Here is a 13,877-nt window from a genome sequence, read left to right on the forward strand (position 1 = left end):
TGCCCCCGGGCCCCCGGAGGAATAGCGTTGAGGGTGGAAGCCCAGTGGTCCCCCATCACTGGGCTTCCCTTGTGAACCCGTCAGCCCTTGGAAAGGACATTGCTTTGATCGGCCCTTTGGAAACAGGTGGTTCCACCGACGAGCTGACCGGGATCGTAGGCGTCGCCGCGCGGATCATCGAGGCCCTCGGCGAATGGGGCGTGGGCTTGCTGACGCTTCTCGAGACAGTGTTTCCCCCGATTCCCAGCGAAGTCATCCTCCCCCTGGCAGGTTTCCTCACCCAGCAAGGCAGCATCAACCTGATTCTGGTGTTTCTTACCAGCACCCTTGGCGCTTATGCGGGGGCGCTGCTGCTGTATTGGCTGGGCTACAAAGTTGGACTGAAGCGGTCCATCAACTTGCTGTCGAAGCTTCCCTTGGTTGACCGGGAAGACTTTGAGAAGGCAGCCGATTGGTTCGAGCGCCACGGCAAGTCCGCGATCTTCTTCGGCAGGCTGTTGCCCGGGGTGCGCAGCCTCATCTCCCTCCCGGCAGGCGCCGAGCGCATGAACCTGATGACGTTCAGCATCTTCACCATCGCCGGCACGGGTGTGTGGAATGCGCTGCTGATCGGACTAGGCGCATTGCTCGGCAAGCAGTACCACTTGGTGGACCAGTACTCGCGGTTCCTCAACTACGCCGTGTATGCAGGAGTTGCCGCCTTCATAGTGTGGCTCGTTGTCCGCAGGGTCAGGCGCGGAAAGGCAAACGCAAAGTAGGCAGCAAGCAAGACATAAGCGTGGTTCATCACTCCGGGGTAACTGGGGAGCCCGGCGCTTGCGGTTTGGTGAGCGGCGGATGGATGTGAAGGTCAGTTGCGGTGAAAAGTGCGGCCGGGGCGCCACCGGCACCGCCGCGGCTCTTCCGTCCGGTGTCGTGGAGCCGGGGCGTCATCTTTCGGGTGAAGTTGCCCGCAGCCATGGTGGTCTCCCACACGGCGTCGTAAACGGTGCGGAGCTGCGTCAACGTGAACTCTTCCGGCAGAAGGCGTGCGGCAACGGTGGTGTATTCCATTTTTCCGGCAAGCCGCGCCAACCCGTCGCCCAGTATTGTTGCGTGGTCGAAAGCCATCTCCTTGCCGCGCAGAACGTCATGGACGGGGTACCACCCGGCAGACGCAGCATCAGATCCGGCGGCGATCTTCGGCAGTGAGGTCCCGTCGGAAGCCAACAGCGCCAAGTGGGCCACGGAGACCACCCGCATTCGGGGATCCCGGTCCGGGCTGGTGTAAGTGGCCAGCTGCTCGAGGTGAACCGGGAGCCTGCCGAGATCCAGAGTTGTCTCGTCGGCCAGCTCACGCCCAGCTGCTTGGATGGCTGATTCCTCAGGGCCAACAAAGCCTCCAGGCAGGGCAAGCGCATCCTTGAAGGGGTGTCCTCCCCGGCGTACCAAAGCCACATTGAGCACGCCGTCGGTGACCGCAAAAACCACCAGGTCCACTGTCAGTGCTATGGAGGGATAATCGCGCGGGTTGTAGCTTTCCAGAAACTTCTTGGCGGCCGTCGCGTCGAAGGTCATGCAACTGCTCCTTCCAGGACGGTTCTGGTGGCCCAAGGCGGGGAAGCAAGGCTGCTCCGCTGGGTAAGGATCAGGTCAATGATTCCGACGGCGGTCTTCATGCGCCGGTCGTGATCGCCGGTGAGCAAAATCCAGGAATGCCCCTCTTCAGTCAGGGTCTCTTTGAACCACTCAGTCATCTCTGCGCGTCGGTGTTCGCCTTCCCGCCATCCATCGTCTTCGAACTCCACGCCCTCATGATCGGTCACCAGATACACGTCCCGCCGCGGCAGAACGTCAGCAGCGTGGTAGGAGCCAAAGCTGCCTTCCCCGAGGTAGAACCGCTCCCAGAGTGTGGTGGCCAGTGCATCTGTATCTGCGATCACCAAGGGACAGGCGTCGGCTGCCGCGTTCTCCAACTCGGTCTGCCGTGCACCAACCACGCCGAAATCCCGGGCTGTCCACACCATGTCCTGGAGCCCGGCGCCAGGCGTACGGGCGCGCAGCTCGTCGAACTTCAAGTAGGTGTATTCACGGCCAAATTCGGGAACGTCCATAATGAGGGGAAATTGCGTCCGGTAATGCTCGGTCAGTGCCTTGGCCAGCGTGGTTGTCCCCGTGGACTCGGCACCAACCACAATGATGCGCGTTGCCATCTCCTGACGGGCGGGAGGGATGATCCAGGGCCAGGCTGCCCCGAGGTCTTCACGGCAGAGGGTGCCGCTGATCGGATAAGTGCTCCGGGAGAGGTCTACCAGGACGTGCTCTGCGGCAAAGATCCCGGCCAGTCGCGCGCCGTATGCTTCGGAGCTGAACACAGCATCAATGGAGGATATGCCGTGGGATTTCAGGGCCAGACGCATCAACTCGGCCTGGGCCTTCCAGATTTCCTCCGAGGAGTAGTCATCAGGGCAGTCATTGCGCATCCCGGTGATGTCCACACCCTTGACATCCTCAAACTGTTCGGCGAGCCATGTGGTCCGGGCTTCGACGCTGATGGACTCGAAGCGGTTTCCCAAGACCAGGACAGCGACTCTTTCGGCTTGCGCTGCGGCAGTGGTGATGAGGTGGGTGTGGCCTGCGTGCGGCGGATAGAACTTGCCGATGACCATGGCCTGCTTGTACATCTCACGCTCCTGTCTTGATGGAATCGGGGATAACCGGCGTTTCAGTCCTGCGGGCGCGTTTCCAGTCGATGAGACCGTAGATGCACAGGGCCAGGAATCCAAAGTAGAGGATGGCTGTCAGTGTCAGGCCGCGGCTGAAGTAGAGCGGAATGGAGACCACATCGATGAGAATCCATACGTACCAGTGCTGGAAAATCTTCTTGGCCTGCCCATAAGTTGCTACGAGTGATGCGGTCAGCACGAAGGCGTCCGGCCAGGGAACCTCGGAATCGGTTCCGTGAGTAAGAACCAAGGCCACAGCCACAGTGCCGGCCACAGCGATGCCGGCTCCGACGAGGATCTCCTTGACGGCGGCATCACGGATCGGCAAGTCGTTCTTGTTCCGGGTGTCTGCGTTGCCGCGCAACCAGTTGTACCAGCCGTAGGCGGAAACGACCGCGAAGATCACTTGGAGGACTGTTTCACCGTAAAGTCCGGCCCCGAGAAACAACACGATGAACGCGAGATTGTTCAGGATGCCAACAGGCCAGTTCCACAGCTTCTGCCGGGCTACGCCGTAGACGCAGGCAGCACCTGTGACGAAGCCGATCACTTCGATCCAACTCACAGGGCTGCCGAAGAGGTCGGGGATTGCTGCGGAGTTCATCCAATCGAGCAGGGCCATCATCGTCGTCTTCCGTTCTTTATTATCAATCTGACAAGAACAACGTAACAGACTTATCGTCAATCTGACAACAACCTCGGACGGGCCCTATTGAGTAGAGCGGTTGTATGGCTCTGGGGGCGTGCGGGAGTCTTGAGTTTTTCCTGAGGAAGTGTTGCGGGTTTGCAGGATTTGTTCTTGATCCAGCCCCGGCACAGTAGTTCTTGTCAGCCAGAGAGGCAGACATCGAAGAACAGGCCGGCCGGAACCGCGGTGGCCCACCGAAAGGACACTGATTCCCATGGCCATCAGCCTCAAGACCACCTCCGGCAAAATCCTCGCCTCCGTCGCACTGGTCGGCACCGCAGCGGCCGTCGCCGGCATGGGAACCTACGGCGCGTTCACCTCCTCCACCTCCGCCTCCCAGGCAGTGACCGCAGGCACCGTCACCATCGCCCTGGGTGCACCCGGACCGGCCAACACCCTGAACCTCCCCGTCGCAGGACTGCTGCCCGGAGACAAGATCGAAAAACTCGTCACCCTGGCCAACACCGGCAACTCGGACCTGAACAACATCACCCTCACCACCTCCGCCGGGGCCACCGGATCACTGCTCACCACCGACACCACCAACGGCCTGCAGCTGACCATCGAAAACTGCTCCGTGGCCTGGACCGGCACCGCCGCCCCCTACACCTGCACCGGCACCAAAACCACCGTGCTGGCCAACGGCCCGGTGATCGCCGCGAACAAGGTCCTGAACAACCTGGCCTCCCTGACCTCGACCAAGACCGACAACCTCAAAGTCACCACCGCGTTCCCCACCACCGCGAACAACGACTTCCAAGGCGCCACCTCCACCATCGCCTTCGCCTTCACCGGCACCCAACGCACCGAAACCACCAAGTAGCAGCGCAGCGAACCCCCATAGGGTTCGCCCGATAGACACCAGGGGCCGGCCGGTATGCCCTTCCGGCCGGTTCCTGGCCATTTCCTGATCAAGTCTTGAGGCCGCTCCGCACACTCTCTTGAGCCGGGCAGGAAAGACTGAAGTCACGTCGAACACCACGAAAGGAACGCCAGACATGAGCGCACTGAGCACCATCACTACTCCCCCAGTGCATGGCCGGCGTTCCGCCCCGGCCAAAACCGGGACCCGGCCGACCGCCGTCGTCGTCACAGTCGCCACCAAGGTATTCAAGGCAATCGGTGTGGGCATGCTGGTCCTCGCAGCGCTCGTATTCCTCTTCCTCGCCATCGGCCCGCGCGTCCTGGGCTACCAAACCTCCACCATGCTCACCGGATCCATGGCGCCGATGATCAACCCCGGCGACGTCGTCGTCACCGTCCCCACCCCCATCGCCGAGGTCAAGGTCGGCGACGTCATCACCTACCACATCCCGGTCGAAGACCAACGGGTGGAAACCCACCGCATCACCGACATCACCGCCACCGCCGACGGCGGCGTAGCAGTCCAAACCAAAGGCGACGCCAACAACGGCATCGACCCCTGGATCGCCACCCTGCAAGGGGCCACCGTGGACAAGCACGTAGGCACCATCCCCGGCGTCGGCAACGCCATCCGCGCCCTGCGCGAACCCATCGTCATGAACATCCTGGTGTACGGCGCACCCACCATCCTGGTCATCGGAATGCTCGCCTCCATCTGGACCAAAGACCCCAGCGAGTCGGCATCAGAGGAAACGGCCGGTGGCCGCGATGAAGCACGCGCGTAATCCAGGCAGTGAACTGGACCTCGGCCGGCTCCAATCTCTCGCCGAGGAACTTGGAAGCCCTGAACCGGCCCTGCGATTTCTCGCCAAATACCTCGCGATGCTGCCACAGCGGATCGAACGGATCGTCCACGCCGTGGACGAGCATGACGCCACGGAGACCACCACCGCCGTACTCAGCCTGAAGATCAGCTCTTCGATGGTGGGTGCCATGGAGACGGAGCACCAGTGCCGTGCCATCGAATCAATGATCAGGGCGGACCACTTCGACGACGCCGCCCATGCGCTACCAGCGTTACGGCAGACCGCAGATCGATGCCTGGCTTCACGGTCCGACCTCATCAGGGCCGCACGTTCCTCGCTGACCCGGCACAGAGGATTCTTCCGTTCTTGAGCGGCCCCTCAGGGTCCGGGGCGCCGAGCACGAGCAATCTCTCAGAGAGCCGGGCCTACCAACTCCACCACCGCCGAGGTGGCTCACCGCCCACAGCGACGCTGAACTGCCCATGAGCTGCTAATTCGCGTGTTTCCCTAGGACCATGGGATTGTTTGCGAAGAAGGTCCAAGGCTTTGCGCCGGCCATCCAGACTCAGGGCGAAGGGGACGCCGGGAACGACGCGAACCCGCCGCCGCTATTAGTAGCTGATGAGTTGCCAGAGGGCTTTGTTTACCCGAGAGGGTTGTTGCGGCTTGTTGAACTGGACTTGTGCGATTTGGAGCCGTGGTTGATCCTTACGGGTCATCAGCTCCGGAGCCGCAATCATGGCCTGGCCGAGAGGTACCCGGACAGGAACCTGATCCCGTTCGCCAGGCGTCAGGACAACGACGCCGTGGCCTGCTGGGACGTCGGCACCGGCACAGTGGCCATTGTTCACGATTTCGCATCGCCCGGGTGGGAGAACCAAGGCGAATTCGAGCACTTTGACGCATGGTTGCACTCGGCGATCGAGGACCTCATCGAGTTCTAGCAGGTCCTCGCAATGCACCTTCCTGCTTAATTCCGCCGGTGAGTCAGGTGAACTTCAACCATGTCACCATCCTCTTTCCCAATGGACGAAGAACGTGATGTGTGGTCCTGCCATGACTCATCCTTGTCACCAGCTCGGCGTCAGCGCGAGAAGTAAAGCACAACGCGGACAAATTGCCTTCGACTCAAATGAGCGTATTACAGCCGGGCCTCCTAGGATTAGATGAACCTGAAGGTCAGAAAGGGCTTGGAGTTGGGGGAACAACCGGCAAAAGTGCTGTCCATAAAAGGACGCTTACGCGAAACCAGAACCATCGCCCCGCATAACGAGAAATGAATATGGAACTTCTTGACGCACATACAGTTGTGATCTCTGCCGTCCTCCTGGTGCACATCACTGGTGTGATGATCGTGGCCGCCTCCATTGCCGGCCTGGTGATCTCACTGTTCATCGTCGTCCTCGGAGTGCACTTCATCCGCATGGCGTGGGAACTAACGCAGAACTGGCGGAGCAGTGGCCGATTCAGCGGCAGCATCAGTGTGATTGCTGGTTTCTTGAATGCAGGGGCCGTGGCACTGCGTCCCCTAGTGGTTGTGGCCCGCCGGAAAATGAGCCGGCTGTCCTCGTTCAAAGCCGAATAGTCGGCTCGGCGTTCCTCGATTTCGGAGACGACACAGCTCCCCGCGACCAACGCGTATAGAGTGAAAAACATGACTGCAGGGGGTGCGGCCGCAGAGCCGCTGGTTCAGTTCAAGGACTTTCGCACTGGCTTTTGGTCGACATTCGGGTGCAATTCGGCGGGACCACCGACTGACGGTTTTGTGCCGGTAAACCTGGGGCTGGTCCAGTGACGGCGGGGCGATGGCTTTACCTCGCGATAGCAACAGCAATTCTGATCGTCTCGGTTGTCATGGCCATGCAAGGATCCGGCAGCCTTTGGTTCACAGCACTGGCCATGGCCCTGGCAGTGATCTCAGTCTTGTGGCGGACCCGGAAAGAGAAAAAGGGCACGGATCCGGAAGGGCCCCGCGGATGACGGCGATGGTGGGCGCCGGATTCGTCTTGAGGGGTGGCGCGATGCTAATCCCGGCTTTGACCGGCACTGAGATATAGAACTTTCCACCGTGGACAACTTTTAGCCGGCAGTTCTCTGGATGGCTCCTTTCGTCGTCACCGGTACGTTCATTCCCATCTTCAGCCGTCTTACCCAAGAACTTTTCGTTGTTCTGCTCCGTCTTTCATCTGCTCTTGCTCCACGACCGGGGGAGGTCCCTGGAAGACCCCCTCCCCGCAGTCGTCGTGCAGAGCTTCTGCCTGTAGGGCTAGTTGGTGGACAGCGCCGGCTTGCGTAGAAACAGCCCCACAACCAGTGCGGTGAGAAGGCAAAGGCCAGCGTTGATCCAGATGGCGGTTGTGACACCGCTGAGGACGGCTGGGGCCTCGTTGTTCCCGATGCTGAGGATTTGAGCTGTGAAGATGGCGCTCATGATCGGGATGCCCATGGTGATGCCGATCTGCTGGCTCATGGTTGCCAGTCCGGTGGCCAAACCTTGTTCTTCATCGGGCAGCCCCGAGGTAGCGGTGACCATGAATCCGACGATGACTACGAGGTTGGCTACACCACCAATGAAGGTGGCGACCAGCAGCAGACCGATGGATGCGGGGTCTGCGCTGAGCAGGACGAGGGCGCCGGTCGCAATGGCTTGGACTATGAATCCGTAGACAATGGCTTTCTTGTTGCCGATTTTTCCAATCACCTTTGGTCCGACCACGCCACCGAGCACCGTGCCGAGACCGAGGACCGCAAAGGCCAATCCTGCACCGAGCGGGGTGTAGCCGAGAACCTGCTGCAGGTACAGCGTCAGCAAGAACACCAGGGACGTTTCAGTGACGAAGGCCAGGATGCCGGCGATGTTTCCCCAGGCGACAGTGGAGCGCTTCAAGATCTCCAGCGGTACCAGCGGCGAGCTTGCCCGGCGTTCGACCGCCACAAAGGCGACAAAGAGCACAACGGCTGCCGCGAGGGAGCCCAAAGTCAATGGATTGGTCCAGGAGTGCTCGGCGGCGTTCGTCAAACCGAAGACAAGGGCCAGAAGGCCGAGGGTAACGGTGACAGCACCCGGAACGTCCAGCTTCAACTTCGTGGTGGGCTTGCTCTCGGCAAGGACGATGGGAGCGATAACCAGTACTGCGATGGCAACAGGCACGTTAATGAAGAACGCCCACCGCCAGCTCAGCAGGTCCGTCAGCAGTCCGCCGAGGATAGCGCCCGTCGTAAAGCCTGCGGCCATGAGTGATCCGTTAAGTCCCAGTGCCTTATCGCGCAGCGGGCCTTCCGGGAAGGATGCCAGCAACAGGGACAGGGCAGCGGGAACGACTATGGCCGTCGCGACGCCTTGTCCCACGCGTGCAATGAGCAACAAGGCCGGGTCGGCAGCCAATCCGCCGGCCAGCGACGCCGCGCCAAGCAAGGCCATGCCGATAATGAACATCTTTCGCCGCCCGGCGATGTCTGCCACACGGCCAAACAGCAGAGTCAGCCCCGCTGCGCAGAGCGCGAACGCCGTCGCGATCCACTGGAGGTTCTCGAAGCTGAAGCCGACGTCGGCGCCGATGGCTGGAAGGGCTACGTTGAGGATTGAGAAGTCGACAGCGAGGGTGAAGCTCGCCGCGAGCAGGACAATGAGCGCTAGGCGCTGCCGGCCGGTCATCTGCCTTTTCGAGTCCGATTGGGGTTCAGGGTCGGTGGCAGATGGAAGGCTGGTGCCTTTGGTGACATCCGGTTGGGTCCTCATTTAGGTGATCCTTTGCTGGAGCTGTATCCGCCTCGTTGGCGGCTTTCTTCACAGCTCCAACGGTCTACGCATTTGCCCGGATCAACCACACCCCCGCCTGCCTACCCCTGACAGGGACAGGACACTGCCGGCGGGGACCGGCAGAATGGTGAACATGACTATGGTGAGTGAACTTGGGGAGTTCCTTCGAGTCCGAAGGGCGTCGCTGCAGCCGGAAGACGTCGGCCTCTTGAATTACGGCATCCGCCGCGTACCAGGTCTCCGGCGGGAGGAACTGGCAATGCTCGCCGGAGTCAGCAATACCTACTACACCCGCCTGGAGCAGGGCCTCAGTAACAACGCTTCTGATGCCATCATTGATGCGATTGCCCGGGCCCTGAATCTCAACACTGACGAGCGGGCCCACCTGTTCAATCTTGCCCGCGCCCGCCCCGCCAAACGCCGCACCGTGACGAAGCCGGACAAGGCCAGGACAGGGACGCTCCGCCTTATTCAGTCAATGGCCAGCACCCCCGCCATCGTGCTGGGACGCCGCAGCGAGGTGCTTGCCTGGAACCGGCTTGGCCATCGCCTGGTTGCCGGGCACTTGGACTTCGACGCACCGAAGTCGGCTGCAACAAGGCCAAACATGACTCGTTTGTTGTTCCTTGACCAGCACACCCGCGAACTTTACTCACGGTGGCTGGAGGAAGCCACGCGTGCAGTGTCATCACTGCGGCTCGTCGCCGGCCGGGCCTCGGATGACCCTGAACTCGCATCTTTGGTAGGTAAGCTCACCTTGAAGAGTGAGGAGTTCGCGAAATTGTGGGCTCGGCACCCCGTGCAGAACTGCATGTCCGGGTTGAAGCACATGCACCACCCGGAGGTGGGCGATCTGGAGTTGAACTTCGAGGTCCTCACACCTCCCGATGAATCCGGCCACAGAATCCTCATGTACGCCGCAGACCCGGGGACGCCGGCCGCGGAAGCACTTCAACTGCTGGCCGCCGGCGATGTGGTCTCCGAAGAGCCACGCAGCTTGTCCCGGGAGCTAAGACCATCCACGCCGACACAGTGCCGATAGTCCGTTCCGACTTCGCTAGGCTGCCCCTATGCCCTCGCCGTGGACTTTACTCATCGCCCTGCATGCCATCGCAGCGGGCTACGCCCTGATCTTCGGTGCCGTGAACCTGCTTCGCCGCAACAAGGGCAGCTCAGCGCACAAGACCCTGGGCCGCATCTGGGCGGCGGCCATGTACGTTGTGGTCCTGACCTCCTTCGGGATCCGGACCATCGACGGCGGGTTCAACTGGCTTCATGCCCTGTCCGTGCTGACGTTCTGCACCCTCACGATGGGTCTGGTCACAGTCCGCCGCGGCAACATCCGTGCCCATCAGCGTTTCATGACCGGCAGCTACTTCGGGCTCCTCGGGGCGTTCGTCGGCGTCGTAGCGGTCCCGGATCGACGGCTCCCCCAAATGGCCGTCCACGACCTCGCCGGCCTCACCCTCTGGGTAGCAGCACTGGCGATTTCAGCCGGCCTGACCATCGCCGGGCTCATGAACCTTCGCGCGAAAACTGCAACGGGGCAGTAGCGCCGAACAGCGATTGGGTTGGTCAAGCAATGTCCATCCAAAGAGTCGCCACCGAGATTCCTCAGCAGCCGCCAAAGCCATTGGATCAAACAATTCTGTGGCCCAACCTCATAGCGACGATCGACAGGCTAGATGCCGCCGGTCAGGAGCGCAACGCACTCGGTTTGGCGGGCGAAATGATCGCCTACCACTGGTTGTTAGAGCGCGACCCCGGACAAGTTGACGAGCAGTGTAAAGGAGTCCCGTCGCGGGATCATAGGCAACGGACGTGAACGTGCCAGAACCCTCGTAGGTATCGCTGACGATTCGAGTCAGGTAACTGCGCATGCGGCTCACCCTACCGTCAGTCATGAGCCTCACGGGGTTATCCCGTTGATCGGGTGTGAACGTGCCATTGCAGCGACCTCTCGACCCGTCTCCTACTACGCACTACTATAAGAAATATAAAGACTTTAAAAAATTTATAGGAGTGTAAAAGTGGCAGCGAAAAACCCGTTCAAACCGACAGCTGGTGCCCGCCCACCGCTTCTTATCGACCGGGATGACATGCGCCAAGATTTCGCAGAGAGCATCGAGAATGGTCCCGGCGCCCCCGGATTGCTCTCTATCTTCACCGGCCCCCGCGGCATCGGCAAGACCGTCATGCTGGGGGAAATTGAAGACGAAGCCATCGAGCACGGCTGGATTGTCATCTCGGAAACCGCCACGGCCGGACTCGTCGACCGCATCGGCAGCGCCGTCCGCGCCGCGGCTGAAGAGCTCGGGGACGGCCCTGGCGGCCGCCGGGTTACCGGGGTGACGCTCGGAATCCTGCGCGTGGATACACAGCTTCCGGCTGCGCGTGAGGTTCACTGGCGGCGGCAGATTACCGAACTGCTGGAGAAGTTGAGCGAGCAGGACACCGGGTTGCTGATCAGCATCGACGAGATTCATGCCGTGGACCGGACCGAGCTCTCCGAAATCGCAGCGGTCGTCCAACATCTGATCCGCGAAAGTCTTCCCATTGGCCTGGTCCTTGCTGGTCTGCCGAAGTCTGTCGAAGACCTGCTCAACGAAGGCGTCTCCACCTTCCTTCGCCGCGCCGAAAAGTACGACCTGCACAGGACCTCGATAGACGAGGTCGCCGAAGCCTTCCGGGATACTTTCTCGGAAAGCGGCGTGAATATCAGCGACGAACATCTCCGGCAGCTGGCCGAAGCGACGGGCGGCTACCCATTCCTGATCCAGCTCGTCGGCTACCACGTGTGGAGTCAAGCCAGAAAATCAGGGGCGGTAGTCACCGACGAGGCGCTGGCTGCCGGAGTACAGAAAGCCCGCCGTCGCATGGGTGCCACCGTCCTGCAGTCTGCCTACTCGGCTCTTTCCGATGTCGATCAGTCGTACCTGCTGGCCATGGCTGAAGACGATGGCCCGTCCAGCACCACAACAATTGCGGAGCGTTTGGGCGTCAACGCCGTATACGGCGGCCAATACCGGCTTCGGCTATTGGCTGCTGGGGTCATCGAAACAACAAGCCGGGGATACGTCGATTTCGCCGTCCCGACATTCCGCGAATTCCTCCGCGACACACCCGCTTATGGACTTCGGCTGCAGCACCCCAAACACTGAGAGCCACGCTGTAGCGCTCTGCGCGCAGTAGAAAGGAAAGAATTGGGAAAGCGGAAGCCAGCGGCGTGGGGAATTGTCGTCCGTCTCGATAACGGATTGCAGTTTTACTACTACCTGCACCCCAACCGTCCAGGAGACGAATGGAGCCCCAGGGAGAACCAAGCATTGCGGTTCACATCAGAGGGGGAAGCTCAAACCCGGTGCAACACGTTCCTCACCAACAGCAAAGCCAAGGAGTACTACGTCGTACCGCTACCCCGTTTGAGGTCATAGACCGCTGACAGCTTCAGGTCTGGTCTCTCGCGTGGCCTCGCACCAGCTATGCGGAAACGCGTAATGTGCCCAGTGCCAATCGGAGGCTGGACCTTCCCATCAGGCGGTCCCATTCACTGGCTCAGAACAGTCCGGCACTTGGCGGCCCTTCGCACACTGCCTCTGCATTCCTGATGCTTCGAGGCGTCGGAGTCACAGCCGGCACAGATGTTGTTCCGGGTATCCATCGGAATCGGTTGAAACCTTCCGACCGCCCTGCAGAAAGCGCGTCCCGCCCTGCATGTCAGACACAAAAAACCCCTCCGTTCCGGGCAAAAATCACCGGGCTGGAGGGGTTCGTGGAGCCCCCTGTCGGATTCGAACCGACGACCCCCGCTTTACAAGAGCGGTGCTCTGGCCAACTGAGCTAAGGAGGCACGCTCCGGTCACCCGAAGCACTGCGCGAAAGAGCGCTAGATAAGGTTAGCCCAGACCATCCCCGTCAACGAAATTCACCGGGACCACCCGGGACCAGCCAAGCCAACCCGGACCAGTCGGGACAAACCGAACAACAGCGGCCGGCCACCCGTGAAAAAAGGGTGACCGGCCGCCGTCGTGCGTTCGGCAGATGTTAGCCCTTGGCGTCAACTGCCGTCTGGATTTCAGCGTTCAGGTCCGTGCTGCCGTCCCACTGCTTACCGTCGATGAACACGGTGGGCGTGCCGGTGATGCCGACTGCAGCAGCTTCCTGGGTGGCAACCTTCACCCACGGGCGGAACTGCTTGCTGTCGATGCAGGAGTCGATGTTGGCTGCGCCGACTTCGGTGGCCATCTTCTTGAGGTCGTTGTCGGAGATGCCCGCGCCGCCCTCAGCCGGCTGACGTTCGAAGAGCAGGTTGAAGAAGTCCGCGTACTTTTCCGGGGAAGAGTTCACAACGCACGCAGCAGCGTTGGCCGCGCGGGATGAGTAGTTGGTGGTGGACTGCCGGTCCAGGAATCCGAGGGGACGGTACTCGAGGGAGATCTTGCCTTCGTTACGGAGGTTGGTCAGCGACTCACCATAAGTGGTTTCAAACCGCTTGCAGACGGGGCAGATGAAGTCGATGTAGGCAATGACCTTGACGGGCTTGCCGGCTTCAGCTTCGCCGCCCGGGACCGTCACGGTGGCAGGCGGGGTGGCTGCAGGCGAGGGAACGTCGGCAACGTTGACGGTGGCCGGCTCGGACTTGACTACTTCGCTGTTGGCCAGCAGCGTCACTCCACCGTGGACGTTGCCGTTCGCCGGCGTCGGTCCTTGATCGGCGATAGGTGCGTTGTTCTGCGCCTGGCCGATCACCACGAACGCCACCAAGGCGATGATGACCACAACGGCAACCACGATGCCCCAGCCGACCAGAAGCTTGTTGCGCTTTTCCTTCTTCAACTGCTCTTCGCGGATTGCGCGCGCCTTTTCCCGTGCCTGGGCGGTGCGTTCAGCCTTGGACAGGCGTTGTTCGTTTGCGGGGCTCATCAGTTCCTCGGGGTATTCGACGTCATAGGGCATAGCTAGGGCAACGGGGTCAGTTTACGGGAGCAAACTTGAAGATCCGCCGCAGACCCTCTTGCCCGGTTGTTGAACGATCAACTGCCATGGAAGATTCC

Annotated in this window: 14 protein-coding genes and 1 tRNA gene; 9 read left to right on the forward strand and 6 right to left on the reverse strand. The window is 61.0% G+C overall.

The window, feature by feature from the left end; translation table 11 throughout:
• Positions 1 to 71 precede the first annotated feature (71 nt).
• Complete coding sequence (locus M1D51_RS17260) at positions 72 to 758, forward strand: DedA family protein (RefSeq protein ID WP_375154254.1); 687 nt, start codon at positions 72 to 74, stop codon at positions 756 to 758.
• 28 nt (positions 759 to 786) lie between these two features.
• Here the strand turns inward: M1D51_RS17260 and M1D51_RS17265 are convergent, their stop codons facing one another.
• Genes M1D51_RS17265 through pnuC form a run of 3 tightly spaced genes read right to left on the reverse strand, consistent with a single transcriptional unit; the run spans position 787 to position 3,330 of the window.
• A complete protein-coding gene (locus M1D51_RS17265; protein ID WP_458107366.1) occupies positions 787 to 1,557 on the reverse strand; it encodes an NUDIX hydrolase in 771 nt (256 codons plus the stop codon).
• Positions 1,554 to 2,663 (reverse strand): AAA family ATPase, encoded by a 1,110-nt coding sequence (locus tag M1D51_RS17270; RefSeq protein WP_458107367.1) that lies wholly within the window; start codon positions 2,661 to 2,663, stop codon positions 1,554 to 1,556. The genes M1D51_RS17265 and M1D51_RS17270 overlap by 4 nt, the downstream gene beginning before the upstream one ends.
• A gap of 1 nt (position 2,664) precedes the next feature.
• The gene (gene pnuC / locus M1D51_RS17275) at positions 2,665 to 3,330 is read right to left on the reverse strand and encodes a nicotinamide riboside transporter PnuC (protein ID WP_458107368.1); all 666 of its coding nucleotides are present in this window, start codon (positions 3,328 to 3,330) and stop codon (positions 2,665 to 2,667) included.
• 277 nt (positions 3,331 to 3,607) lie between these two features.
• Here pnuC and M1D51_RS17280 point away from each other — a divergent pair, with 277 nt between their 5' ends.
• From M1D51_RS17280 to M1D51_RS17300, 5 genes are all read left to right on the forward strand, one after another.
• On the forward strand, positions 3,608 to 4,216 hold the full coding sequence (locus tag M1D51_RS17280; RefSeq protein WP_458107369.1) for a TasA family protein: 609 nt from the start codon (positions 3,608 to 3,610) through the stop codon (positions 4,214 to 4,216).
• A 175-nt stretch (positions 4,217 to 4,391) separates the two neighbouring features.
• Complete coding sequence (locus M1D51_RS17285) at positions 4,392 to 5,042, forward strand: signal peptidase I (RefSeq protein WP_458107370.1); 651 nt, start codon at positions 4,392 to 4,394, stop codon at positions 5,040 to 5,042.
• A complete protein-coding gene (locus M1D51_RS17290) occupies positions 5,026 to 5,433 on the forward strand; it encodes an Hpt domain-containing protein (protein ID WP_458107371.1) in 408 nt (135 codons plus the stop codon). The genes M1D51_RS17285 and M1D51_RS17290 overlap by 17 nt, the downstream gene beginning before the upstream one ends.
• 145 nt (positions 5,434 to 5,578) lie before the next feature.
• Positions 5,579 to 6,007: a hypothetical protein gene (locus M1D51_RS17295; protein ID WP_253951761.1), complete on the forward strand. Its 429-nt coding sequence runs from the start codon at positions 5,579 to 5,581 to the stop codon at positions 6,005 to 6,007.
• A gap of 338 nt (positions 6,008 to 6,345) precedes the next feature.
• Positions 6,346 to 6,648 (forward strand): hypothetical protein, encoded by a 303-nt coding sequence (locus tag M1D51_RS17300; protein WP_458107372.1) that lies wholly within the window; start codon positions 6,346 to 6,348, stop codon positions 6,646 to 6,648.
• Between the two features lie 681 nt (positions 6,649 to 7,329).
• Here the strand turns inward: M1D51_RS17300 and M1D51_RS17305 are convergent.
• Entirely contained in the window at positions 7,330 to 8,718 is a 1,389-nt protein-coding gene (locus tag M1D51_RS17305; protein ID WP_458109609.1) for an MFS transporter, read from the reverse strand.
• A gap of 238 nt (positions 8,719 to 8,956) precedes the next feature.
• Between M1D51_RS17305 and M1D51_RS17310 the strand changes: the two genes are divergently transcribed.
• The 3 genes from M1D51_RS17310 (at position 8,957) to M1D51_RS17320 (ending at position 11,984) form a co-directional block, all read left to right on the forward strand.
• Positions 8,957 to 9,865, forward strand: coding sequence for a helix-turn-helix domain-containing protein (locus tag M1D51_RS17310; protein ID WP_458107373.1), 909 nt, complete (start codon positions 8,957 to 8,959; stop codon positions 9,863 to 9,865).
• A 28-nt stretch (positions 9,866 to 9,893) separates the two neighbouring features.
• Positions 9,894 to 10,376 (forward strand): DUF2306 domain-containing protein, encoded by a 483-nt coding sequence (locus tag M1D51_RS17315; protein ID WP_172325162.1) that lies wholly within the window; start codon positions 9,894 to 9,896, stop codon positions 10,374 to 10,376.
• Between the two features lie 477 nt (positions 10,377 to 10,853).
• A complete protein-coding gene (locus M1D51_RS17320; RefSeq protein ID WP_172325161.1) occupies positions 10,854 to 11,984 on the forward strand; it encodes an ATP-binding protein in 1,131 nt (376 codons plus the stop codon).
• 612 nt (positions 11,985 to 12,596) lie between these two features.
• Here M1D51_RS17320 and M1D51_RS17325 read toward each other — a convergent pair.
• Both M1D51_RS17325 and M1D51_RS17330 read right to left on the reverse strand, forming a co-directional pair.
• Positions 12,597 to 12,673, reverse strand: a tRNA-Thr gene (locus M1D51_RS17325).
• 194 nt (positions 12,674 to 12,867) lie between these two features.
• Positions 12,868 to 13,746, reverse strand: coding sequence for a DsbA family protein (locus M1D51_RS17330; RefSeq protein WP_172325160.1), 879 nt, complete (start codon positions 13,744 to 13,746; stop codon positions 12,868 to 12,870).
• Positions 13,747 to 13,877 lie beyond the last annotated feature (131 nt).

It is taken from the genome of Arthrobacter sp. R3-55, from assembly GCF_054161505.1.